This is a genomic window from Terriglobia bacterium (assembly GCA_020072845.1).
GTDB lineage: Bacteria > Acidobacteriota > Terriglobia > Terriglobales > Acidobacteriaceae > JAIQGF01.
The window spans coordinates 123,615-149,072 of sequence record JAIQGF010000008.1 but is presented as its reverse complement, the minus strand read 5'-3'; the positions used below and the strand labels follow the sequence as shown (position 1 = coordinate 149,072).

17 protein-coding genes are annotated in these 25,458 nt (G+C 62.7%); 4 read left to right on the top strand and 13 right to left on the bottom strand.

Annotation, left to right across the window (positions count from 1 at the left end; translation table 11 throughout):
- Window positions 1-68: 68 nt before the first annotated feature.
- Together lspA and ileS are read right to left on the bottom strand one after the other, a co-directional pair.
- Entirely contained in the window at window positions 69-593 is a 525-nt protein-coding gene (lspA, locus tag LAN70_08275) for a signal peptidase II (protein ID MBZ5511154.1), read from the bottom strand.
- Window positions 583-3,372, bottom strand: coding sequence for an isoleucine--tRNA ligase (gene ileS / locus LAN70_08270; protein ID MBZ5511153.1), 2,790 nt, complete (start codon window positions 3,370-3,372; stop codon window positions 583-585). Before ileS ends, lspA begins: the two co-directional genes overlap by 11 nt.
- A 431-nt stretch (window positions 3,373-3,803) precedes the next feature.
- On the opposite strand from ileS, the gene LAN70_08265 reads away from it, so the two are divergent.
- Entirely contained in the window at window positions 3,804-4,820 is a 1,017-nt protein-coding gene (locus LAN70_08265; GenBank protein MBZ5511152.1) for an energy transducer TonB, read from the top strand.
- Window positions 4,821-4,902: 82 nt separating this feature from the next.
- Here the strand turns inward: LAN70_08265 and LAN70_08260 are convergent, their stop codons facing one another.
- Window positions 4,903-5,787, bottom strand: a complete 885-nt coding sequence (locus LAN70_08260) for a hypothetical protein (GenBank protein MBZ5511151.1) — start codon at window positions 5,785-5,787, stop codon at window positions 4,903-4,905.
- Between the two features lie 211 nt (window positions 5,788-5,998).
- Window positions 5,999-9,073: an FG-GAP repeat protein gene (locus LAN70_08255; protein MBZ5511150.1), complete on the bottom strand. Its 3,075-nt coding sequence runs from the start codon at window positions 9,071-9,073 to the stop codon at window positions 5,999-6,001.
- A gap of 408 nt (window positions 9,074-9,481) precedes the next feature.
- On the opposite strand from LAN70_08255, the gene LAN70_08250 reads away from it, so the two are divergent.
- The 3 genes from LAN70_08250 (at window position 9,482) to LAN70_08240 (ending at window position 14,154) form a co-directional block, all read left to right on the top strand.
- The gene (locus tag LAN70_08250; protein ID MBZ5511149.1) at window positions 9,482-11,407 is read left to right on the top strand and encodes a winged helix-turn-helix domain-containing protein; all 1,926 of its coding nucleotides are present in this window, start codon (window positions 9,482-9,484) and stop codon (window positions 11,405-11,407) included.
- Between the two features lie 330 nt (window positions 11,408-11,737).
- Window positions 11,738-12,118, top strand: a complete 381-nt coding sequence (locus tag LAN70_08245; GenBank protein ID MBZ5511148.1) for a BlaI/MecI/CopY family transcriptional regulator — start codon at window positions 11,738-11,740, stop codon at window positions 12,116-12,118.
- Between the two features lie 2 nt (window positions 12,119-12,120).
- Window positions 12,121-14,154, top strand: coding sequence for an ankyrin repeat domain-containing protein (locus tag LAN70_08240; GenBank protein MBZ5511147.1), 2,034 nt, complete (start codon window positions 12,121-12,123; stop codon window positions 14,152-14,154).
- 29 nt (window positions 14,155-14,183) lie between these two features.
- On the opposite strand, the gene LAN70_08235 is transcribed toward LAN70_08240, so the two are convergent.
- From LAN70_08235 to uvrA, 9 genes are all read right to left on the bottom strand, one after another.
- Entirely contained in the window at window positions 14,184-15,419 is a 1,236-nt protein-coding gene (locus LAN70_08235) for an ATP-binding cassette domain-containing protein (protein ID MBZ5511146.1), read from the bottom strand.
- A 1-nt stretch (window position 15,420) separates the two neighbouring features.
- Window positions 15,421-16,542 (bottom strand): ABC transporter permease, encoded by a 1,122-nt coding sequence (locus tag LAN70_08230; protein ID MBZ5511145.1) that lies wholly within the window; start codon window positions 16,540-16,542, stop codon window positions 15,421-15,423.
- Complete coding sequence (locus tag LAN70_08225; GenBank protein ID MBZ5511144.1) at window positions 16,539-17,804, bottom strand: ABC transporter permease; 1,266 nt, start codon at window positions 17,802-17,804, stop codon at window positions 16,539-16,541. Before LAN70_08225 ends, LAN70_08230 begins: the two co-directional genes overlap by 4 nt.
- 4 nt (window positions 17,805-17,808) lie before the next feature.
- Entirely contained in the window at window positions 17,809-19,059 is a 1,251-nt protein-coding gene (locus LAN70_08220) for a Fe-S-containing protein (protein MBZ5511143.1), read from the bottom strand.
- A gap of 197 nt (window positions 19,060-19,256) precedes the next feature.
- Entirely contained in the window at window positions 19,257-19,943 is a 687-nt protein-coding gene (locus LAN70_08215; GenBank protein ID MBZ5511142.1) for a M48 family peptidase, read from the bottom strand.
- A 96-nt stretch (window positions 19,944-20,039) separates the two neighbouring features.
- On the bottom strand, window positions 20,040-20,588 hold the full coding sequence (locus tag LAN70_08210; GenBank protein ID MBZ5511141.1) for a hypothetical protein: 549 nt from the start codon (window positions 20,586-20,588) through the stop codon (window positions 20,040-20,042).
- A 3-nt stretch (window positions 20,589-20,591) separates the two neighbouring features.
- Window positions 20,592-21,020 (bottom strand): hypothetical protein, encoded by a 429-nt coding sequence (locus LAN70_08205; GenBank protein MBZ5511140.1) that lies wholly within the window; start codon window positions 21,018-21,020, stop codon window positions 20,592-20,594.
- A gap of 2 nt (window positions 21,021-21,022) precedes the next feature.
- On the bottom strand, window positions 21,023-22,339 hold the full coding sequence (locus tag LAN70_08200) for a tetratricopeptide repeat protein (GenBank protein MBZ5511139.1): 1,317 nt from the start codon (window positions 22,337-22,339) through the stop codon (window positions 21,023-21,025).
- The gene (gene uvrA, locus LAN70_08195; GenBank protein ID MBZ5511138.1) at window positions 22,326-25,361 is read right to left on the bottom strand and encodes an excinuclease ABC subunit UvrA; all 3,036 of its coding nucleotides are present in this window, start codon (window positions 25,359-25,361) and stop codon (window positions 22,326-22,328) included. The genes LAN70_08200 and uvrA overlap by 14 nt, the downstream gene beginning before the upstream one ends.
- Between the last annotated feature and the right edge of the window lie 97 nt (window positions 25,362-25,458).

Below are 25,458 nucleotides of genomic sequence, written 5' to 3'. Positions count from 1 at the left end.
CGGTCTATCGGTCTATCGGTCGCGGGGCACAAACTGCCCGACCCATCGACTGATAGACCGATAGACCATTATCGAACTGCCTTCTGCTCAGCCGGGGATCTGGCGAAGAGGATCTCGGCCACCAGCAGCAGCGCTCCAATCACGATGGCGCTGTCGGCAACGTTGAAGGCCGGCCAGTGATAGCTGCCGAGGTAGAAGTCGAAGAAGTCGACGACATGGCCGGTCAGCAGGCGGTCCCAAAGATTCCCCACGGCACCGCCAAGGATGAGTGCCAGACCGACCCCAGTGACGGTCATGCTATGGCTGTTCTTCCACAGCAGCGCAGAAACCACGGCCAGCGCCAGAATGGAGAAGAGAATCAGGATCGCGACCTTCCACTCCGACGATGACTCGGCAAACAGCCCGAAGGCCGCGCCGCTGTTCTGCACATGCGTCAGACGGAAGAAGCCGGGCAGGACGGAAATACTGTCGTGGAGGGTGATGTTGCCGGCCACCAGCCACTTGCTCATCCGGTCCAACACGATCACCAGGACGGCAATCAGGAAGTGGTACTTGCGCTTGGCGTGGATCCCGTTGCTGGTTCTAGCGTCCATGAGCTCCCGTTTCGATCTCCTTCAGGGCCGCGCTGCAGCGTTCGCAGACCGTCGGATACCTGGGATCACTGCCCACTTGGGCGGAGTAATTCCAGCAGCGCTCACATTTTTGGCCGGGAGCCTTGCGGATTTCAACACTAATCCCGCTGCCGCTGCCGTTTCCCGAAGGCGCCGCTTCTAATTGGACGCTGGAAACGATGAACAAGTAGCGCAAATCCTTTTCGTGGCGCTGCACCAACGCGAGCAGCGACTCAGGCACGCTCAGCCGCACTTCGGCCTCCAGCGCGGAACCGATCAGCTTCTGGTTACGGGCCGCTTCCAGTGCCTTCAGCACCTCGTCGCGAACGCGTGACAAGTCCTGCCATTCCGAATGCAGCGCCAGCGTCTCCTTGCTGGTGAGCGAGAAGCCCTCGCCGGGGATGCTCTCGGGTTGCGGAAACGTCGCCAAATGGACGCTCGGTTCGCGACCGGCAACCTTTGGCAGGAATCCCCAGACCTCTTCGGCAGTAAAGCTCATCAGGGGCGCCAACAAGCGAGCCAGCGCCTCACCGATGCGCCAGATGGCGGTCTGTGCCGAGCGCCGGGCGCGCGAGTTGGGCGCGTAGGTGTAGAGGCGGTCTTTGAGCACGTCGAAAAATGTTTTGCTGAGCGCGTCCACGCAAAATTCGTTTACGTCCTGGAAGACGCGATGGAAGAGAAAGTCGTCGTACCAGGCCAGCACGCGCTGCGCGAGTTCGGCGGTCTGCGCCAGCGCCACGCGGTCGAGAAACTCCATGTCGGCGAAGGAAACGGCGTCACGCTGCGGCTCGAAATCGTACAGGTTGCTGACAATGTAGCGGAAGGTGTTGCGGATCTTGCGATAGGTCTCCGCGATACGCTGCATCAGGGTTTCGTCGGAGCGCACGTCTTCGCGGAAGTCCACCGACGCGACCCACAGGCGCACGATCTCGGCCCCCATACGGTTGGCGATATCCACTGGGTCCACGTCGTTGCCGAGCGACTTGTGCATGGCGCGGCCTTGCATGTCGAGCGTCCAGCCGATGGTGCCGACCGTTCGGTAGGGCGCCGAATTGCGCGCGCCGATGGAGCACAGCAGGGAAGAGTGGAACCAGCCGCGGTATTGGTCGCCGCCTTCGATGTACATGCCGGACGGCCACGGCAGATCGGGCTCGGCGGACTGCACTGCCAGGTAGCTCGATCCGGATTCGAACCACACGTCCACGATGTCCATTTCCTTGCGGAACTGCGTGCCGCCGCACTTGGCGCACCGGGTTCCCGCGGGGACAATCTCCTCCGGCTTTAGCCGGTACCATGCATCCGAACCCTCGCGCCGGAACAGTTCCACGATGGCGCGCTGCACTTCCGGCGCGCGCAGGAATTCGTCGCAGCCTTCGCAGAAGATGATGGCGATGGGCACGCCCCACACCCGCTGGCGGGAGATGCACCAGTCGGGCCGGGTGGCGATCATGTTGGAAATGCGCTCTTCGCCCCAGGCCGGATCCCAGCGCACTTTCTTGATTTCCTCTAGCGCGCGGCTGCGCAGGGTGCCGGCGCCAATTTTCGCTTCCATGGAAATGAACCACTGCTCGGTCGCGCGGAAGATCACGGGATGGTGGCAGCGCCAGCAGTGCGGATAGGAGTGCTCGATTTTCTCCAGGTGCAAGAGCACTCCTCGGCTCTTGAGCAACTCGACGATGGAATCGTTCGCCTGAAAGACTTTCTTGCCCTCGTACTCCGGCAAGCCGTGGCGCAGGCGTCCGGCCTCGTCCACGTTGCAGGTCTGGTCGAGGTTGTATTTCTGCCCGGTGTAAAAATCGTCGGCGCCGTGCGAGGGAGCGGTATGCACCGCGCCCGTGCCTTCTTCCATGTGCACGTACTCAGCGAGCACGCCCAGGATCTGGCGCTCGAGGAAGGGATGCGCGTAGGTGGTGTGCTCCAGCATGCGGCCGGGGAAGCGCGCGACCGGGTTGCGCTGCAGCCCGCATTTTTCCGCGGTGATCTGCGCCAGTTTGTCGGCGACGATGTACAACTCGCCGCCCGATTCCAGCGCGACGTACTCCTCCTCCGGATGGAATGCGACCGCCATCGAAGCGGGCAGCGTCCACGGGGTGGTGGTCCAGATGATGGTGGAAACTTTCCTGCCCGCAAGCGCCGCGTCCAACTTCGCTGGATCACTCGTCATGCGGTACTTCACCCAGATGGACGGGCTGACGTGGTTCTTGTACTCGACCTCAGCTTCCGCCAGCGCCGTTTCGTCGTGAATGCACCAATAGACGGGACGAAGGCCCTTGTACACGGCGTCCTGGTCAATGAACTTGAACAACGCGTCAATGACCACCGCCTCGTACTCGGGGGCCATGGTGGAGTAGGGGCGCTCCCAGCGGCCGAACACGCCGATGCGCTTAAACTGCTCGCGCTGCAGGTCGAGATATTTTTCCGCGTATTCGCGGCACGCCTGCCGCACCTGGAGCGGGTCCATCTCCAGCTTCTTGCGCCCCAGCGCCTCATCCACCTTGATCTCGATGGGCAGGCCGTGGCAGTCCCAGCCCGGCAGGTAGGGCGAATCGAAGCCCGCCATGGTCTTGGACTTCACGATGAAGTCCTTCACCGTCTTGTTGAGCGCGGTACCGAGGTGGATGGGTCCGTTGGAGTACGGAGGCCCGTCGTGCAGGACGTACATGGGCGCGCCGCGACGCGCCTGCCGGATGAGGTCGTAAATTCGCATCTGCTCCCAGCGGGCGAGCATTTTGGGCTCGTTCTGAGGCAGGTTGGCCTTCATCGAAAACTCGGTTTTCGGCAGGTTGAGCGTGGCTTTCAGTTCTTGCGGCACTCCGGTCTTGTCTCCGCGATCAGGGGTAATCTTTTCATTATAGCGAGTTCATGCTTTCAATCGGGTGATCTGGTGATCGGGTGATCTGATGACCTGCATCGAAAATTTCAATCACCCGATCGCCCGATCATCCGATCACCAGAGGTACATGTCCCCCTGGGTAACTCCGCAATTATTGTCGTCACCATGTAAATCTTTCGTATTACGGCGACCGTACCGCGACTCCTGCGGCAAGACAGTGTTAGCCTAAGTGCACAGGTGGGCAGGGTGGGGTCTAGCTGCGAGAAGCTGGCACCAAATGTGCTCATCTTCCTGGTCAGGTGAAGCATCAAACAGGAGCAAACGGGCCACAAGCATTGAACCCGGGATAACACGCACTTATGGCACATGAGAATTTGATTCCATCGGAGAACCAGGTTCGGGGGCAGGAAATACCCGAGTTGAACCTGCTGCTTCCCAGCGATCAATTCGACCTCTCGCTGTGGCAGTCGCTGCGGCGGCAAATCCACGACTGGCGCCATCCCGAGAAGCTTCCGCCCCTGCACCTGACATCCAAGCCTGTCCCGGTGCACGAGATCTGGGGTGCGTACAACTACAAGAAGCGCGGCGCGGTGGGCTCGACCCTGCTGCACGTGCTGGTGATTGGCGGGATCATTGGTGTCTCGCTGGCCGGCGCCCGGGTAGTGAAGGAAGCGAAGCACGAAACGGTGACCCTGGTTGCTCCCGACATTTCGCAGTACATGCCGCTGTCTTCGAAAAAGAACGACACCATCGGCGGTGGCGGTGGCGGCGGTGATCGCGACAAGCTGCCCGCTCCCAAGGGAAAGTTGCCCAAGTTCGCGATGGAGCAGTTCACGCCCCCGGCGATGGTCATCCGCAACGACCATCCCAAGCTCCCGATGGAACCCACGGTGGTGGTGCCTCCGCAAGTGAAGATGGCGCAGTTGGCGATGCCCAATTTCGGCGATCCCAAGTCGGCATATCCGAACGGTCCACCCTCCAACGGCACCGGGTCGGGCGGCGGCATCGGTTCAGGCTCCGGCGGCGGCGTCGGCTCCGGTGAAGGACCGGGTGTCGGCCCCGGCCGCGGTGGAGGCATTGGCGGCGGCTTGTTCAGGGTCGGCGGCGGCGTATCCGCTCCGCGCGCCCTCTCCACGCCCGATCCCGAGTACTCGGAAGAAGCCCGCAAGGCCAAGTACCAGGGCACGGTGGTGCTGTGGCTGATTGTGGACCAGTACGGTCGTCCGCAGAACCTGAAGGTCGCTCGCTCGCTCGGCTTGGGGCTGGACCAGAAAGCGATTGAGGCGGTGCGGCAATGGAAGTTCGAGCCGGCGATGAAGGACGGGCGCCCGGTGGCGGTGCAGATCAACGTCGAGGTAAACTTCAGGCTTTACTAGAGAGATCTTCTGTAGTTGAAACAAATAAAGGGAGAAGCTAGCCGACTTCTCCCTTTAGGTTTTTGCGCTGAAGCGTTGCGGATCAGTTCGGCACGTACGTTGTGATCACCTCGCGGTACGTCTTCGACGCCGGCCAGTGGCCTGCTCCGGCCTTGTTGTGGCAGTCGCCAAAGGTCCCCAGCTCGGTATCGAAGCTCTTGCACGCGTACGGACTCGGGAACACCGGCGTGTAATCGGCGCAGTCTCCGGCGTAATTGAAGCCGCACTGGGTGTGGGTGGGGTCGAGGGGGTCAGGCTCGGCGCAATCGCGGTCCACGAGTCCGCCGAACTCACCCGCTGCCTGGTCTTTGCCGCGGCAGGCGTTCCAGTCGATCGGATCATCGCCGGTGAACAGGTTGCCGTAGAACGCGCCCTCTTGCAGCGTAAAGGTTGCGGCCTCACCGGCGCTGACCGTCAGGCTGTCGTGCGGGCCGCGCAGGGAGATCGGCTCTGCGGTGTCATGGGCGTTTACGCGCGCGAAGATACACGCGCTCACCCAGCGCTGGTCCTTCGGCGCCAGCCGGTGATCGACCCAGTATTCGGCGAGGCCGATCGAGCCGTCGAACACGCACACCCCATTGCTGCACGTATAGCTGGTGTCAGGCGGACCGCTGTCCGGCGCGCCGGCGATCGTCGCCTGGATCGTCGTCCCGGCGGGGAGCGCGCAGCTGATCAGATAGCTGTAGACGTCTCGGCCGTCTGCCGTCGCGAGGAGCTCCGCACTGGCGTTGTGGGCTATGAGGCGGGTCGAGGAGAGCGCATTCGAGGCGAGTTTGTTCGACGCCAGCTTGTTCGTTGCGAGCCTGTTTGTTGCCAGCCTGTTTGAGGCGAGCCTGTTCGTCGTCTCGGCCGCGTGTGCCGAACTCGCAGCCAATGCGAATGCCGTGGCCACCGCCACCATCAGGTAAAACTTCCGGGTCATGGTCATAATGTTCTCCTTTAAATTCGCGAAGACTTCAGAAAGCTTCAGAGCGCAGCTAGAGCAATTCGCTGTAGCAAATACAAGCAGAATGAGGTTTTAGATCTGCCTTGCGCCTGGAAAAGCCGGATACCCGCCCCCGCCCCACGGACAGCGAGGGCGACACGATCGACGACTACAGCGCCAAGAGGGGGAGCCGAAGCTCCCCTCCAGGACGCTATTACTTCTTGATCGTGAACGATTGAGGGTTGCCGGTCACGGCCGCATAGTTGGTGCCTGCGGTGGCCGCTGCCGTTAGTGTGCACGTGCCGGTATGTATAAAGTTGACGACAGTTCTGGACACCGTGCAGGCGCCGAGCGTGCTCGATGTCACCGAGGGAGTCCCGTCACCAATGTAGTTATACAGCGGCGTAAACCTCCGACCGTTCTCTGCATTCCCTGGAATGTTCTTGATGCTGATCTTCGTGGTTGCTTTGGCAATCGTGAACTGCTGGGGGCTGCCGGTCGCGGCCGCATAGTTTGCTGTCGCCGTGGCGTGTGCCGTCAGCGTACAGGTGCCGGTGCCCACGAAGAAGACTCTGCTGCCGATCGCCAGGCAAGGGCTCAGCGTGCCCGATGTCGCAAACGTGATTCCATTACCGGCGTATGCATATGTAGCCGTAAAGCTCCCGCCGAACGTAGCGTTGCTCGGAAGGTTGTTGATACTTATCGTCGGCGTCGCTCCGGCAATTTTGAACGACTGGAGGGCGCCGGTTGCAGCGTTGTAGTTCGCATCCGCCGCGGCATGCGCCGTCAGCGTACACGTACCAACATGTATGAACTTGACCGAACCGTCCAACGCGACGGTGCAGGTGGTGGTTGTGCTGGATGTCACGGAAGTAGCGCCGTCGCCAGTGTTTGCATATGCCGGCGTAAAGCTCCCGCCGAACATCGCGTTGCTCGGAAGGTTGCTGATGCTGATTGTCGGCGTCGCCAGGGCGATATGGAACGATTGCGAGAGCGGACCCGCCGCCGCGTAGGTGGCGTCAGCGGCCAGCGATGCCGCGATGACGCAGAAATTACCGCCCACCGCCGCGCCGGTGATTGTTACCTGGCCGCCCAAAGTGACCGCGCAACCGACGCTCCCGGTCCCCAGCACAAACGAGATTGTCCCGGTGCTGTTTGTGCTCGCGTAGCTGGCAACGGGGAATGGCGGATTGCCAAACGTCTTCGCCAGCAGGGTCGACAGGTCGAACGTGAATGTCGGCGCCGAGTTGTTCAAATTAGAAAACACATACGCCGCCCCTTGATGTATTAAAGCGTTGTTAGGTGCCCCGGCCACCACCGTGTCGGTCGCCAGCGTGGCACCGCTGATGGCCACCGAGAGGCCAAGCCGGATTTCGGGGGCATCATCCGAGGCCGTCAGCTTGACATCGAAAGTCGATGTGTTCGGGTAGATCGACACCGGCTTAACAAACACATACGCCGCCCCTTGATGTATTGAAGCGTTGAGGTCGACCGTGGCATTAGGTGCCCCGGCCACCACCGTGTCGCCGTCGCCGCTGATGGCCACCGAGCCGCCGAACTGGTCGCCGTCCTCCCCGTTGGAGGTCAGCGTGGCATTCTGCGCCCAGACCGTCCCCGAGTTGACAAACACATACGCCGCCCCTTGAGAAGCGCTGGAGCCGACGACCTTGGCAAAAGGCGCTCCGGCCACCACCGTGTCGCCGTCGCCGCTGATGGCCACCGAGATGCCGAAATCGTCGCCGTCCGCGCCGTCGTAGGCCGTCAGCTTGGCACCAAAGCTCGATGGGGTCGCCCAGCCCGTCCCCGGCTTGACAAACACATACGCCGCCCCCTGATGTATTAAAGCGTCGGCGTCGACCGTGGCATTAAGTGCCCCGGCCACCAGCGTGTCGCCGCTGATGGCCACCGAGTCGCCGAGGTCGTCGCCGGCCGCGCCGTCCGAGGCCGTCAGTTTGGCGACGAAAGTCGAAGTTGTCGCCCACCCGCCTGATGGCTTGGCGAACACATACACCGCCCCTTGACCAGAGCTGTCTCCAGGTGCCCCGGCCACCAGCGTGTCGCCGCTGATGGCCACCGAGAAGCCAAGCCCGCTGGCGAAGGCATCATCCGAGGGCGTCAGCTTGACATCGAAAGTCGATGTGTCCGCCCACCCGCCTGATGGCTTGGCGAACACATACACCGCCCCTTGAAAAGGTTTGAGGCTAATGTTGGCATAAGGCGCTCCGGCCACCACCGTGTCGCCGTTGCCGCTGACGGCCACCGAGTAGCCGAAGTGGTCGCCAGCCACGCCGTCGGAGGCCGTCAGCTTGGCATTCTGCGCCCAGGCCGTCCCCAACTTGACAAACACATACGCCGCACCTTGACCAGAGCTGACTCCAGGCGCTCCGGCCACCACCGTGTCGCCGTCGCCGCTGATGGCCACCGAGCCGCCGAACTGGTCGCCGACCGCGCCGTCCGAGGCCGTCAGCTTGGCCTGCTGAACGAACGGGTCTACGACGACCGGGTACTGAGCGCCGGCATCGTCCACCCGCAGCAACAACCGGTCGCCGTGCAATTCGAGCCAAGCCCGAAGCTCGCGGCCCACCGCATCATAAGCTGCCAATCCCGCGTAATGCAGCGCGGCTCCCCCCTCTCCCGCAAGCGCCAAAGCCTTCCGACCAGAATCTACCGTGGACGCCATGTTTCCGCTCAACGCGAGCGCAAGCGTCAACGGTGAGCCGTTGGCCTTCCCCGGCCGTTCTGCCAGCGTAAAACCCTGCTCAACACCGAATGGACCATTCACGTACCACTCTGTCAGCGCCCCACGCCTGTACTCTACAAGGTTCGCGTTCGCCTTCGGAGCCGAAACAGGCACCGGACGAAGCGCCTCACCGTAGCCATAGCCTAGCAGTGCCATCCCCCAACGTGCCGTTCCGCTATGCACCGCGACGCCCTGCGGTGTGAAATCCACCGTCAGCGCGTGCTGCGGATTTTCCGCATGGGTTCCGCCTGCGGCCGGCACCATGCGGTAGCGCGCATCGTCCCCACCCAAAGCACGGGAAATAGTCCGCTGAGCGGCCACCGGCAGGCTCGAGAGGTCTTTGCACGCGCGGTCTTGTCCTGCGACGGGCGCGGCCTGCGAACAAGTTTTCGCCGGAGCAGACGGCAGACTCTGCGCGGCAAGCCCGGCCGAACATAGTCCGGCCAAGGCCAACACAGCACCTAGCACAACTAAGACTTGCTTGAGGCCCGTAGGCCACTTGGTTTTGATTGAGATGGAAACGTGAGCTGTTTCGTGCGGGCGTTTCACGGCGAACTCCTCTCTCCTTGCCGGACCATGCGGCAATAGACGGACAGGTGTAGGAACCCAACGGTGCGGATTACACAGCTGCGCCACGAGGTTCCAGAAACCCTCGCTTCGCAGCCCCGGTTGCTGGATAAGACCCCCTTGCGATAGCCCTGATTCTGGTGCTACAAGGAGTCGAGGGTGCGTCATCGCGCGCTGCATAGTTTTCTCCATTTGCGAAATCATTAGGGCTGGTATCAGGTCAGGGGGAGGAATGCTTCGCTAGTGGCGGCCATGCTGAAGCGCCAGGGCTGTGTTCGCAATAGCGGCGACCTGTCGAAGACATTAATTTTTGTGTATCGCTAAGCGGCAGAAAACAGTCGAATTGGTGTAGCGGGTGTAGAATTTAATCCCTTCCCCCACTGGGGTTGTATGTCGTCCGGTCCGGTACGAATCCTGGAAACAGTCAGGTTCGGCGAGGATTTTGAGCTCGACCAGCGCGCCTACGAGCTGCGCCGCAGCGGTCGTGTGCTCAAGCTGGAGCGCATCCCGACGGAACTTCTGCTGCTCCTAGTCGAGCAACGGGACAGCATCGTCACCCGCGAGCAGATTGTGGAACGGATTTGGGGCGCCGGCGTCTTCCTCGACACCGATAACAGCATCAACGGCGCCGTTCGCAAAATCCGGCAGGTCCTGAAGGACAATCCCGAGCGGCCGCGGTTCATACAGACCGTGACTGGGAAGGGATACCGTTTCGTCGCGCCGGTAAGCGAAGCCCCAGCCGAGCCACAAATTCCTGCCACCGAGCCAGAAACGCCTGTCGAGGTGCCTTGGACAGGCGTATCGGCGCGCCGGCCCTGGGGGATTCCGCTCGGCATCATTGTTGCCCTGGCGGTTGCGCTCAGTGGGTGGCTGATCTGGTCCCACTACCGGGCCAGCCCGAAAGCGGCGGGCGGACGCTTGATGCTGGCAGTGCTGCCCTTCGAGAACCTCACCGGGGACGCCGGCCAGGAATACTTCAGCGACGGCCTGACCGAGGAGATGATCACCCAACTAGGCCGCCTGGACCCCCAGCGCCTGGCTGTCATCGCGCGCACCTCGGTGATGACGTACAAACACAGCCCGCAGCAACTGGACCGGATTGCCCGCGACCTGAACGTGCAATATGTGTTGGAGGGAAGCGTGCGGCGCGATTCAGGACGAGTGCGCATCACCGCCCAGCTCATTCGGGCCAGCGACCAGACCCATCTCTGGGCGCACGAGTACGACCGCGAATTGAAGGATTTGTTGCTCCTGCAAGGCGAAATCGCGCAGGAAGTCGCGGAAGGAATCCAGCTGACCTTTGCAGACGATCACAAGCCAGCCGCCGCCGCGCGCCCGTCCGCGCTCTCTCCAGCGTCGTACGAGGCCTACGACCTCTACCTGAAAGGGCGCTACTTTTGGAACAAGAGGACCCCGCAAGGGTTCCAGCAGGCCGTCCAATGCTTTGAGCAGGCCATCGCCAAAGATCCCAAATACGCCCGCGCCTATGCCGGGCTGGCCGATACCTATGCGCTGATGAGCAGCTACTATCTTGCGCCGCCGAATGAAGCAATGCCCAAAGCGCAGACGGCAGCCCTGAAAGCTCTGCAAATTGACGAAGGCTTGGCCGAGGCCCACACCTCGCTGGCGCTAATCGCCGAAATGTACGATTGGGATTGGCAAACCGGCGAGAAAGAATATCGCCGAGCGATCCAGTTGAATCCCAACTACGCCACCGCCCACCACTGGTATGCCGAATTCCTGGCTTTCCAGGGGCGCTTCGACGAGGCCCTGGCCGAGAGCGAGCGCGCGCGCCACCTGGATCCGTTATCCGTGATTATTGCCGCCGATCGAGGCGCAATTCTCTATTTCGCGCGGCAGTATGACAAGGCGATCGAGCAATTTCGTGCCGTGCTCGACATGGAACCGAACTTTCCGCGGGCTCACTTTATTCTCGGCGCGTACGTCGAAAAAGGCCGGTTCGCCGACGCGCTCGCCCATATCGAAAGCTGGCGCCGCGCTGAAAGCGCACCTACACCATGGCCTTGGGCGAAGGAGGTCTGCGTCTATAGTCGCTCGGGCCAGCCAGCGAAGGCACGACAAGCGTTGGCGAAATTGGAACAGTGGAAGCGCGAGGGCCGTTTGGATTTAGCCCCGACTTTCGCAGAGGCGTACATCTGCATGAACAACCAAGACGAAGCGCTGGCCAGGCTACAAAAAGCCTACGAGGAACATTCCAGCACGCTCACCAGCCTGAAGGTGGACCCGATCTACGATCCGCTGCGCAGCGATCCCCGCTTCCAGGAGTTATTGCGCCGCGTTGGGTTGGGCCAGTAAAGGAACGGCCACCGGCTTCGCATTTAATGACTAGAACTTATTTCACAACTACATTTTCGCCTCAGAAAAAATGTCCCTCAGGGGCTAAAGCCCACTATTCTTGTGGCCTCGAGCGGCACGGCTGAAGCCGTGCCCTACCCAAAAACCGATTCTTGAAACCAGTTCTAGTGACGATGCCCGGTCGCTACTTCCGCACGTAGAGAAATTCGCTGTAGTTGGTGCAAACAAGTGGAGAAGCTATTCTGCTTCTCCCTTTTTCTTTCCGTAACTAAAACCTCTTGACGTTCGCGGGACATATGCTAATGTAATGGCACATGCTAATGGAATAGCATGATATCTATGAAACTCGGACCACGCGAAAGGCAGATTCTCGACATCCTCTACCGTTTCGGTGAGGCCGGCGTGGCGCAGGTGCGCGAACAGATACCGAATCCGCCGACGTATTCTGCGGTTCGCGGCATGCTCGCACTGCTGGAACGCAAAGGACTGGTACGCCATCGGCAGGACAAGCTGCGTTACGTCTACGCCCCCACAACTCCACGCAACAAGGCGGCGCTCTCCGCGCTGCGCTACATGGTCGCCACGTTCTTTGGCGGGTCCACGAAGGATGCCATGGCGGCGCTGCTGGACATTTCCGATGCAAAACTGACCCAGAACGATCTGGATCGGCTGCGCAACATGGTGCGTCAGGCACGGGAGCAGGGGAGGTGATTATGCCGGCATGGCTGATCGCGCTTGGTGGTCCCGGCGGAGTGGTGCTCGCCTTGATCAAATCCTCGCTGATCATCGCGGTGGCCGCCGCAGTGACGTACACGCTGCGTAAGCATTCGAGCGCTGCGCTTCACCTGGTGTGGGCCGTTGCCATGCTGCTCACAGTTGTTAGTGTGGCCGGTCCTTTATTGCCCTGGCAGTACAAACTGCGAACCCCGCAATTCGTTTCCACCGATTCCTGGAGGCAAGCCGCGGGTCCGATACCGGCAAGAGCGGCGCCGCCGGCTGCGTTCAGCGGGAACTTGCCGGCTCGACCGCTCCACGTGCCTTCGCCGCGAAATTTCAACTGGGCGCCGCTTTTCTCGGGTGCGTGGTTGCTGGGTGCAGGGCTTCTGCTGTTTCGAATGCTGATGGCGCGCATACAACTCGCGCGCATCTCGACGCGCGGGCATCTTGTTCCCGGCTCCTTGTTGCAGACGTTCAACCGTCTCGTGGCGGAGCGTGGCATTGCCTTGCCCATCACCCTCTTGGTAAGTGAGCGGTCAGATGTCCCGCTTACCTGGGGAATCCTGCATGCGCGCATCGTACTACCCGCGTCGGCGATCGAGTGGAACCAGGCGCGGATCGAGCACGTGCTCCTGCACGAGATAACCCACGTCCAGCGATTCGACACTGCCTCACAGATGCTGGCCGGATTGGCATGCGCCCTTTGCTGGTATAACCCCCTCGTCTGGCTGGCCACCAGGCGAATGCGCGTCGAGCGTGAAATTGCCTGCGATGACGCCGTCATTGCCGCCGGAGCGCGCGCATCGGACTATGCGTCTGACCTGCTATCGCTCGCCGTGGACGTGCGCTTTGGCAGCTTGCACCGCGCCGCCGTTGGCATGGCCGGCTGCCCGCGCTTCGAGCGGCGCCTGCGCTCGATCCTGGAACCCAGACCGCGCCACCGGCTCTCGCGGCTTACTTTAACCGCCTTGTTGGCCGCCGCCGTGGCCGTTGTCCCGCTCGCCGCCGTGCAGATACAGGACGCAACTGCGGCGTTGCGCCACAAGGTCTGGCCGACGACCCCCAAGGGGATGGCTTTTCTCCAACTGATGTGGCAAGGGAACGTCGAGAAAGCGGTGGACGAGCTGCGCGGCGATCCTTCACTCGTGAATGTGCGCGGCCGCGAAGGCCAGACGCCCCTCATGATCGCGCTCGCAACCCGCTCCCGTCGCGGCCCCGAGTTGGCGACGTTGCTGATCGCCGCTGGCGCTGATGTGAATGCGCAGGACAGCGGCATGGGCAGTACGCCGCTGAGCCACGCGATTCGCTACCCCGAAATGGTCGCGCTACTGCTTGGCCGCGGCGCGGATCCCAACGTGACCGACATTTACCGTCGCACTGCCCTGGACGAGGCAGCCTTTGCGGCTGCACGCGTTCCCCAATTGAGAGCTACCGCCGACCTGTTACTGCAGCACGGCGCCCGATTGAATTTCTTCGACGCGCTGCAGCTCGGCAAGACGGAAGCGGTGCGAAAGTTCCTGGCAGAAGACCCGTCCCTTGCGGCTTCGAGCACGCGCCGGTTCTGGCCGGTCGGAGGCGCGAGCGACCAAGATCCCCTACAACTGGCCGTCGCATGCATGGGATTCGATCACGACCGCTACGCCCCCGTGGTCCAGTTGCTCGCGTCCTATATCCCGCATCCGACCTTCGTTCAGGCCGTCATGCTTGGACGGCGAGACCTTATGACGGACTATCTGGCGAGTGATCCGGCGCTGGTGAACACGACCGATAAACATGAATTGAGGCCTCTGAACTGGGCCGTCCGTGCCGACGACAAACAGACCGCTGGGTTTCTCATGAGCCGGGGCGCCAACCCCGACGCACCAGTCTTGACCGACGCCATCGTTGTCGGCGACGTGAGCATGGTGAAGCTACTGCTCGCCCACGGCGCGGATCCCCACGCTAATCAACGCTTAGGTCAGGTGAGGTTGACTATGTATCAGCGAGCGAAGGCGCTCGGCCGCAACGAAATTGCCGAGTTGCTCAAATGACGCTTTCGAGCAGGTCGAACTTCGAGTAGCTACTTCCGCGCCCGAGCCGGCGCGAACAGGCGCTGCATGTTCTCCGCCGCGGGCCGCGAGCAGCACTCGCCGGGGGGAATCGACGCGCCGTGCGGGCAGGTTTTCGGGTGGCCGAGGAACGCGCAGATCTTTTCCGTCGCCTCGGGTGAGAGGATGTGCTCGAACTTGCACGCCTGCTGTTCGATCTCGTCTTCGTTGATCATGCCCAGGCTTTCGGTAAACAGCATTTCCGCCAGGCGATGCCGGCGGATGACGTCGGCGGCGCGCTTGCGCCCGCGCTCGGTGAACTCAATCAGCATGCTGCCGTCGGGGGGGATTTCGCCGCTGTAGATCATGGCGTCGTGGCAGGGATTCACCACGTGCTTGTGACCATGCGGCTGCGGTGGATGCGGCGCGGTGGTCACCAGTCCCAGCTCGGACATGCGCTCCACCGCCAGCGACGGCGGCAAAGTCCCGGGGCCGTGGACTTCCATGCGCCCCAACTCCGCGCCTTCGCCGTGTTCCTGGAGAACCCAGATTTCCTCCAGGATTTCGTCAATCTGCTCTTCGTCGCGCAGCGCAAAGGTTTCGCTGGCGGCGATTTTTCCGTGATGCAGCTCGACGCGCCGGTCCGCCATGCGCGCCACCGTTGGATCGTGGGTCACCATGACGATGGTCCGGCCCTGCTGGTGCAGTTCGCGGAGCAGGCGCATGACGATCTCTTCGTTGAGCGCGTCGAGGTTGCCGGTGGGCTCGTCGGCGAGCACGATCTTGGGATCGTTGATCAGGGCGCGCGCGATGCAGACCCGCTGCTGCTCGCCGCCGGAAAGGTGCGCGGGCAGATGCTGCGCCCGGTCGCGCAGTCCGACGCGCTCCAGCGCGTTGAGCGCTTCCGGCTCGTCGGTCATGCTGTGAAAATACTGCGCCAGCATGACGTTTTCCAGCGCGGTCAGGTAGGGAATCAGGTGGAACTGCTGGAAGACGAAGCCGATTTTCTCGGCGCGCACGCGGTTGAGGTCGGAGCCGGAGAGGTGGGCAACATTTTCGCCGTCGAGCCAGATTTCGCCCGCCGACGGCCGATCGAGGCAGCCGATGAGGTTGACCAGCGTGGATTTTCCCGAGCCCGAAGGACCCATCATCGCCAGCCATTCGCCGGGCGCCACCGACAACGAAACATTGTCGAGCGCCTTGATGACACCGCCATTGGCGTCGGCTTTCGCCGGATATTCTCTCGCGACGTTGACGAGCCGGATCATTTCACTCTCCCCTCAGAATGGTAGCAGGCTGCACGCGGCGCAATAGGCTGATGGGCAGCACAGCCGAGATCAAAGCCACGGCCACGCTGCCGGCGAACACGGCAGGGAACACCCCGAAGCGCGGCACCACGGCAGCGTGAAAATTGACGCGACCGATCCAGGCCGCCACCCCAATGCCGATGGCAAATCCTATCACCGCTCCGGCGGCGCCCAGGGCGGCAGCTTCGGCGGCGAAGAATCCGTTGACCAGGCGCTCGGAAGCGCCCAGGGCTTTCATGATGGCGAAGTCGCGGCGGCGGTCGAGCACCCAGGCGGTGAGCGTGGCGAGCACGCATAACGCGGCGGTGAGGATGATCATGCTGACCGCGGCCAGCAGCGTGGCGCGCGTCTTGCCCAGCACGCGGGCTTCGCCCTCGACGATCTGCCGCACCGGACGAACTTCCGCGGCAGGCAGTGCGGTGGCCAGTTGGCTGATGATGCCGTTGATTTCCTCCGGCGTGCCGCCGGCGCCGATCTCGATGGAGGACGGCTGCACGCCGGTCCACGCGGTGAAGTCTTTCAGGTCGAGGTAGACGCGGCTGTCTTCAGCAGCGCCGGTGCGCAGCGTGCCCGCGGCAGTCAGTTCCACGGTGCGGTTGTCGAAACTCAGCGTGAATGGCTGGTTGTCGGGCGAGACGACGGGCGCCGCGTGCGCGCCGATGAGCGCGGAACGTGGCGCGCTGGGCCATGCGGTCACCGACCACCACGCGTCCAGCTTGCGCACGCGCTCCATGTCGGTGCCGGCAACCACCACCGGCGCGCCTTTGCCGGTGCGTGCGACGGCATAAGCAAAGGGAACTGCCAGGCCGCGGTTGCCGAGCACGCTTTCAATGCGGGTGAGGGCTTCGGCGGGCAGCGTTTGGCCGTCACGCGCGACCACAATCACGTTCGCGCCGTAGCTGCGGAATTCTTTCCTGAGCTTGGCCTGGACATCCACGTACAGGTTCATCATCGCGGTGGCGACCGACGCGGCCACTACCACGGCCAGCAGCGCCGAGATCACGCGGCCCGGTTTGACCATGGTGGCCCGCATCAGCATGCGGAAGAACATCGCGTTGCGGCTGCCGGTGCGTTGACGAGTCATGCGTCGCCTCGCAGCACCATGATCGGCTCGAACTTCATTGCCTTGCGGATGGAAGCCGCGCTGCCGGCAAAGGTCACGACAATGGCCAAGGCAATCACGACCGGGAAGAGCACCGGCTGGATGGCGATGCTGGAATCAAAAACCCAGCGCCCGATCTGCCGCGCCATGAGGTTGCCGAAAGCGAATCCGGCAGTGCCGCCGATCAGGGCCAGCAGCGCCGCTTCGGCGAAGAACAGGGTGGCGACCGCGGCGTTGCCCGCGCCCAGGGCTTTCATCAGCCCGACCTCGCCGCGGCGCTCGAAGATGGCGGTTGCCATGGCGGCCGAGACCGCGAGGGCGGAGGCGAGCAGAGCGGCGAAAGTCACCAGCAGCATCAGGCCCTTGATGCGCTCCAGCACCGTGCCTTCATTCTGCGCGACCTGGCGGATCTGCTCGGCGCGCGAGTGCGGAATGGTCTGCTGCAGGTCATGGGCGATGGAGTTGGCGTAGGGCGAGCAGAACCAGCGATCGTACAGCTCCGGCGACATGGTCTTGGGATCGCGACGGGCGAGCGCATCCTCGGGCTTGGTCATGGCGCTGACAAGCACGCGCCGGACCGCGCCGGGACGTCCGAGAATCTGCTGCGCCAGCGCCAGCGGGACAACGATCTGGTTATCTTCCGCGCCGTCGGAAGAAAGAATGCCCACCACGCGGAGGTTGCGGCCAGCGACCTGAACTTCATCTCCGGGTTTGCGGCCGAGTTGCTGCGCCAGGCGCTCGCCGAGCAGAACATCGCTGGATTCGTCATCCGGCCAGGCGCCGCTCACTTTCCACCATGGATGCGTGGTGCGCACGCCGGTGGTGAATCCTTCCTTGCCGAAGGGCAGCCGCTTGGCGAAATAAGTTCCGAGAAGCTGCACTGGTTGCGCAGCCGATCCGTTGTGGATGGTAACCGGCACGTCCAGCATGGGGGAGAATCCCACGACGTTGTGCTGCCAGAACATTCCGTTGATCCTCAGCAGGTCCGATTCGTTCAAGTAAGCGCCGTCGCTGGCGGGCTTGAGGTTGACGCCGCCGATCTCCACGTTCAGCGTGTCTTCGTCGGGCGTGAGCACGAGGTTGGCGCCGTAGGTGCGCAGCTCGCGGTTGATCTTGTCGCCGATGTCGGTGGCGACGGCAATCATCGCGGTCGCCACCGAGACGCCCAGCGTGATGGCGATCCCGGCGAGCAGCTTGCGCCGCCGCTGGCGACAGAACGATTGATAGAGCATGCGGGCAAACATGGCGTCAGTGCTTGAAATACCGGGCGCTGGCGGCCAGGTCCGCCTCGGCGATCACGACCGCGTCGGCCGTGGCGGTGGCCTTGAGCGGGATGGGATTGCAGCCGCCCGCCTGGCCGACCGATTGCGGATTGATGGGAGCGGCGCAGTTCTTGCAGATGATGGTGTTGCCGCTCTTGTAGAAACCGACGTCGCCGCAGATCTCGCAGGCATCGAGCACGGTGCCGATGCTGTTGTCGGGCTTGCGCATCAGCCAGAAGCGGATCTCTTTCCCGCCGATTTTGGCGACATAGCGGTGCAGCTCGCCGTCGTTGACCTGGGCCACGGGGATTCGCACTTGACCCTGGGTGATCGTGACCTCGGTCGCCGGCGACAGCGCGCTGGCGCTCTTGGCGTAGATGAACTGCGCCGTGATCAGCATGATGAACAAGAACGAACTGGCGTAGACAGCCACGGCCCACCGGCGCTCGCGCTTGGCCGTCCATTCCGCCTTGCGGCGCTCGGCGCCGGAAGCGGTGGCGGCGACCGGAGTCTGGCGGCGGCGATACTCGAACAGCACCATCATGCCGGCCAGAGCCAGGATGGTAACGAAGAAGAAGAAATCGTTGCGCACGATGGGGCCGATCACCGACATCTCACGCTTGCTGGAGGGAAGCACGCCGTTTTCCGAGAGCTCGTGCAATCCCGAAATCGTGAGCTGGAAGGCGACGAAAAAGAGAATGACGGTGGTGACGCGGAAGAATTTCTGCAGGTTGACGCGCACGCTGCCCTTGACGAAAGTCACGCCGAATACGACCGCCAGCGCGACTCCCAGCAGCGTCCCCAGGAAGCTCATCAACTCGGTGCTGTTGAGGTTGACGGCGGAAAGGATGAGGACGGTTTCCACGCCTTCGCGCAGCACCATGAGGAAGACGAACGCGAACAGGCCGAGGCGGGAGCTTTTGGCCGCCAGGCCGCCGACCTTGCCTTCGATATCGCCCTTGAGCCTGCGGCCGGTGCGCATCATGAAGATGATCATGGTGACGACAAAGACCGCCGCCACCAGCATGACCCAGCCTTCGAAGACATCCTGGTTGAAGCTGAGGCGCGAGAGCACGACGGCAACCGCGATGCTGGCGACGAAGGCGGCGCCCAGGGCGGCGTAGACGGCCTTGCGCAGGTCGGGGCGGCCGATCTTGGCGATATAGGCGAGGGTGATGCCGACGATGAGCGCGGCCTCGACCCCCTCGCGCAGGGTAACGATGAGGGCTTCAAGCATGGTAAAAGGCCATCCCGGCGAAGATGAAATTGAAATTCATTTTCAACTATGAAAATGATAATCCTGCACCGCACCCGGGTCAACGCGAACGCTCACAGTTGCCTGTGACACCAGTCACAGGGGAAAACCGCGGCCTGAGCGGGAATTCCGGGACGTAAGAAGTCAGAATTCGTCTCCGGTCGCGACCGGAGAGCGACTCACAAGGTTTTCAGAAAACGCTTCGCCTCCTCAAGCTGGGGGAAGAGCTTTTCGTCCGCCTGGAATTGGGGCGGATGGACGCAACGGCGGCTGCCGCGCAGCCGGACCGGGTGCCGGAGGTGAAGCATTTCGTGGTAGACGATGTACTCGACGGCGTAGCGGGGAACCTGGGGGCGGTCGAAGACGCGGCTGACGACGATGGCGTTGTGCGCCGGGTCGTAATGGCCGAGGGCGTTGCGGGCGCGATCGCGGCTCCAGGTCATTTGCGGGCGAGCGAGCAGCCCGAAGAAGAAGCGCGTGTTGAGTTCCTCGAAGATGGCTTCCAGGTCGTAAACGCGCCCGCGGGCACTGGCGATGCGCTTGCGCCCGCGCACCTGCCGCACCAGGTGGGCCTTGGCGCTGAGGTCGCGCCGCCCGCAGTGCTGCCGGTAACGGCGCGCCAGCGCGGAATCAATCGGTTTGCGGTAGAGCTTGGCGATGAGGATGTGCGCGATGGCGTAGAGCACTTCGTCGGGCGCGCCTTCCAGCAGGTCAGAGACGCGCACTTTCACCACTCCCTGGCGCAGGCGAATGGTGTTGTTGATGTTGGCGAAGGGAAAGAATTCGGCGCGGAACTCGGGCATGGGCGCGCGCGGGCGCAGGTCGCGATAGGCGCGTTGCAGAATGGATAAGAGCCGTGGATGCATGGGATCAGAGTACTGAGCACTGAGTACTGAGTACCTAGACCCGTACTTCGAAATCACGGACTGTTTTGTTCGGTACTAGGTACTCAGTACTCGTTACTATTTCTTCTTTTTCTTTTCCTCTTTGAACGCGATTTCCTGTTCCTGCAAGAGCTTGCGCGAATCATCCAGGCTCAAATTGACCGCCTCGATCGCGTTCTGCAGGGCGAAAGTGTAGTCGCCGGTCTCGCTGCCCGCCTTGGCGCCCGCGCCGGGCCCTTGTTCCTTGAGCGTCCGCAGCTGGGCCTGGAACTCGGTGTCGCCGTCGATGACCGTCTTCAGCGCCTTGCGCAGGTCGTACTTGCGGTCAACGTAGTCGTCAATATTGTCGCCCATCTCGTCCACCAGCTTGGTGAAGTCTTCCAGCAGGTCATGGACCTGGGGTCCGCGACCGGCGGCAAGACGCGCCTCGCTGCGAAGCCGGTCGATGGCGGCCAGGCGGGCGCGCGCGAATTCGACCATCAGCTTGAGGCGCTTGTCCGGCTCCTGGGCCACCTCGCGCAGCTGGTCAATTTCCTTTTCATTGAGCGGCTCGCGGCCTCCAAGCTGGGCCGCCAGCGGGATCGCCGAACAAAAAAGCAGGGCGAGAATCGCGTTTCGTAGTCGCATGGCTCACTTCCGGAACATGCGGTTGAGGAGTTCGCTGCGCGCCGTCTCGAGTCTTTGAACGGCGTCGGCCAGCGGCGGCCGGTCGTCCACCTCGACGGTTTTGCGAATCGCTTCCAGGCGGCCGGTGATTTTGCGCATGGCGATTTCGGTTTGCTTCATCCGCTTGCCGGTTTCGCTGGAGACTTTTGCGGCTTTGACCCCGTAGGTGACAACGTCGGCCAGCGCCGCCTGTGCCTCGCGCACGGTACCGCCGTTATAAGCCTGATCGAGGGAATCGAGCTGCCGCTCGGCAATACGGGTGAATAGCTCGACCTGGTCCTTGGGTTGAGCCAGGCCGGCGCGCGCCTTCAGCGATTCAATGGACTCCTGCTTGTCGGAGGCCCACGCCAAAGCCGAGAGCAGCACAACGACGATGATCCAGAGCTTCTTCATCGCTATTTCTTGGGCTCGATGGCAATCAGCCGGTGCCGCGCCTGCCATTCCTGTTCGGGAAACTGTCCGTTGGCAGCCGCCAGGAACTGATGATAGCTGGCAGCCGCCTCTTTACGCGCTCCCAGATGATCGTAGGCGGTAGCGCGCAGGAACAGGGTGAAGGGAATGTCCGGGAGGTACCTGGCGCGTGCGTCCAGCGCCTTCAGCACGAGCGGGTAATTCTTGTTCTCCGATGCGGCAAAGGCCAGGTCGCCATAGGCAATGCCGAAGTCCGGCTTGAGATTCACCGCCAGCAGCAATTCGTTCTGCGCTTCCTCGAACTTGTGCTGCTCAATCAGCACGGTGGCAAGGCGGTGGTGCAGTTCGGCGTCGCGCGGATCCTTCTGCAGCGCTTCCCGGAACAGCGGCTCGGCTTTGGCGAACTGCTTGTTGTCCACATACAGCATGGCCAGCTCGCGCTTGGCTGCCGCGTCGCCGGGCGAGAAGCGCAAGGCGGTCTCGAATTCCGACTGCGCATCTTCGTTCTTCTTCTGCGCCGCCAGCACGCGCCCGAGTTGCAGATGCGCCTTGGCATTCTGCGGATCGAGCGCGAGATACTTGCGGAGCGCCGACTCCGCCTCGGGCAGGCGCTTGGTTTGCAGGTAAATGTTGGCCAGCCCGGCAACGGCCTCGACGGACTTGGGATCCCGCTCGGCGGCGGCCTTGTACTCCTGCTCGGCGGTGGCGAGGTCGTGCATGGTCTCGGCTGCTGCTGCCGCAAGTAAGTGAGGAGTGGCGAGCATTTGAGGAGAAGCGTTCTTGGGCTGCAGTTCGGCGGCGTGGCGAAATGCGTCAACGCGTTCCTGTCCCTTGGACAGATACCCGAGCGTCATCCAGGCGCTGGCCAAGCCCTGGTCACGATTACCAGTTGGAGTGAGTTCGATGGCGGCGCGCAAGTACTTGACGGCTTCCGGATCGCCGGCGCGGCCTAGGAGAACTCCGAGGTTGAAATTGGACTCGAACAACTTGGGAAACGCCGCGATGGATTTTCGGTAAGCGCTGATCGCGTCGGCGGTGCGGTTAGTAGCGTTGTAAACGACGCCGAGGTCATACCACGCACGGTAATTCTCAGGATCGAGCCCAACGGCCTGCTTGAGCGCCGACTCCGCCGCCGCATAGTCGTTCTTGTCCATCGCCGCTTCGGCCCGGAACACGGCGGCGGCCGCGGGATCCTCGGCGACGCGGTGATGGCGCACGGTGGGCTTGGACTCCTGCGCGAAGACACTGCCCACGCAGGCCAAACCGAGCAGCAGGATGAGCTTGCCTCTATTGGCCGACATTCGTTCCTGTGCCGCGCCGGCGAACCGAGACCGCAGGCTCCCGGGCTGGCGATTCAGATCGAGAGTTACCGTTCCCGGGGTCCGCAGCGCTCGCCGCCGTGGCGCGCGATGGCGTGGCCGCAGGTAAGATGCGCGCCAGCCATTTTCCGGTGTAGGACTTCGCGTGGCGCGCGATGGCCTCGGGAGGACCCGCGGCCACGACGTGCCCGCCGCGGTCGCCGCCCTCGGGACCGAGATCGATGACCCAGTCGGCCACCTTGATGACCTCGAGATTGTGCTCGATGACCAGGATGGAGCCGCCGGCATCAATCAGGCGGCGGAAGGCGGCCAGCAGCTTGCTGACGTCGTCGAAGTGCAGTCCGGTGGTCGGCTCGTCGAAGATGTAGAGCACACGGGGACGCCGGCGGCGCTCCTCTTGGTCCTGTTGCCGCACGTACTCGCGGGCGCGCGGCTGCAAATGCGCCGCCAGCTTGATGCGCTGCGCCTCGCCGCCGGAAAGCGTGGTCGCCGACTGTCCCAGGCGTAGATAACCAAGCCCCACTTCATCGAGAACCCGCAATTTGTCGGTAATCTTCGGGACCTCGCGGAAAAACTGCAGCGCCTCGCGCACCGTGAGGTTGAGGATTTCGTGGATGTTGCGGGCGCGATAACGGACATCGAGCACTTCCGGCTTGAAGCGCGTGCCCTTGCATTCCTCGCAAATCAATTCGACGTCGGCGAGGAACTGCATTTCGACGGTGACCGTGCCGTCGCCCTGGCAAGTTTCGCAGCGGCCGCCGGGGATGTTGAAGGAGAAGTGTCCGGCGGCGAAGCCGCGTTTCTGCGACTCGGGCAGGGAAGCCATCAGTTCGCGGATGCCGTCGAAGGCCTTGATGTACGTGACTGGATTCGAGCGCGGGGTGCGGCCGATCGGCGACTGGTCCACCAGGATGACGTCGTCCACGAATTGCTCGCCGCGCAGCCCGGCGTATCCGTTTACGGGCGGCGGCACGCCGCCGCTGGTCTGTTTCAGCGATGAGCCCAGCGCGTGGTACAGGACATCGTGCACCAGGGTGGATTTGCCGGAGCCGGATACGCCGGTGATGGCGACGATCATTCCCAGAGGAATGCTGACATCGATGTTCTTGAGGTTGTGGGCGCTGGCGCCCAGCACTTGCAGCTTTTGAATGCCGGGCTTGCGGCGCTGCTGCGGGATTTGTATGCGCAGGTCCTGGCTGAGATAGCGGCCGGTGAGGGAGGCCGGCGCGCGGCGGATTTCGTCATAGGTACCGGTGGCGATGACCCGCCCGCCATTCTCGCCGGCGCCGGGGCCGAGGTCGAGAATGCGATCGGCGGCGCGCATGATCTCGGGATCATGCTCCACCACCAGGATGGTGTTTCCCAGGTCGCGCAAGTCGTGCAGGATTTTGATCAGCCGGGTGGTGTCGCGGCTGTGCAGGCCGATGGAAGGCTCGTCGAGCACGTACAGGGTCCCCACCAGCCGTGAGCCCAGCGAGGTAGCTAATTGAATGCGCTGCGCCTCCCCGCCGGAAAGTGTGGAGGAGAGTCGGTCCAGCGTGAGGTACTCAAGGCCGACGTCATACATGAAGCGCAGGCGCTCGCGGATTTCTTCCAGGATCTTGCCGGCCACCGCTGCCTGCTGCGGGCTGAGGTCCAGGCTGGAAAAGAACTGCACCGCCCGCTCCACGGTCATGGCGCAGACCTGGCAGATGTCCTTGCCGCCAATCTTGACGTGCCGCGCTTCCAGGCGCAGGCGGGCGCCGCCACAGGTGGAGCAGACGGAGTACCCGCGATAACGGCTGAGGAAGACGCGGACGTGCAGCTTGTATTTCTTGCGCTCCAGGTAGGCGAAAAAGCCGCGCACGCCCCAGAACTTGCCGTCGCCTCCGATCACGATCTGCTGGTGCTCCTGCGAAAGCTGGTTCCAGGGCACGTCGAGAGGAATCCCGGCGGATTTTGCGTAGCGCTTGAGATCGTTTAACAGTGGGCGATACTTGGGCTTGGTCCAAGGTTCAATCGCGCCCTCGCCGAGCGACAGGCTCTTATCCGGAATCACCAGGTCAAGGTCAAAATCAATCGTATTGCCGAAGCCCTGGCAGCGGGGACAGGCGCCGTAGGGATTGTTGAAGGAGAACAGGCGGGGCTCGGGCTCCTCGTAGCGCACACCGCAACTTTTACATTCAAAACGGCTCGCAAACCGCAGATGTTGCGGTACTTGTCCCTCGCTTTCCGCCGTTTCAAAGATCGCTTCGCCGGCTTCGCGATAGCAGGTCTCAAGCGCGTCCACGATGCGAGCGCGCTGGTCGGGAGCGACGACGATGCGGTCCATCAGGACAAAAACGGGCTCGGAAAAGTTGATGTCGAGCAGGGATTCCGGGGTGGAGAATTCGAAGACCTGGCCGCGCTGAAATAGCCGGTTGAAGCCCTTCTTGCGCAATTCGAACAGCGTGGCCTTGAGCAGGTCCGACTCGTCCAGCTTTTGCGCCGCCGGAAGCGGTTTCTTGCGGGCGCGCGACTTCGCTTCCTGGGCAATGACGCGCCCCGCCGGAGGCTGCAAGGGAAAGAGCACGTTCAGGCGCGTGCCCTCGGGCAGCGACAACACGCGGCCGGCGACCTCGTCGACCGTATCTTTCTTGACCTCGGCGCCGCACTGCATGCAGTAGGTGCGGCCGACACGCGCGAACAACAGGCGCAGGTAATCGTAGATCTCGGTGGCGGTGGCGACGGTGGAGCGCGGATTGCGCGTGGTGTTCTTCTGGCGGATGGCGACGGCGGGCGCGATGCCGTCAATCAGGTCGACATCCGGCTTCTCGATGCGTTCCAGGAACTGGCGGGCGTAGGAGGAGAGCGACTCGACGTAGCGGCGCTGGCCCTCGGCATAGATGGTGTCGAAGGCGAGGGACGACTTGCCCGAGCCCGAAACTCCCGTCACCACCGTCATGGAGTTGTGGGGAATCTCGAAATCGATATTCTTCAGGTTGTGTACGCGGGCGCCGCGAACGACAATGTTATCGGTTGACATCAGGGACCGCCGCAGCCTGGACCCGCCCCGGCCCATCCAGCGGGCCTACATAAGGGTTGGGGAATGCCGCGGAATCTTTCTATTTTAGACTACTGCG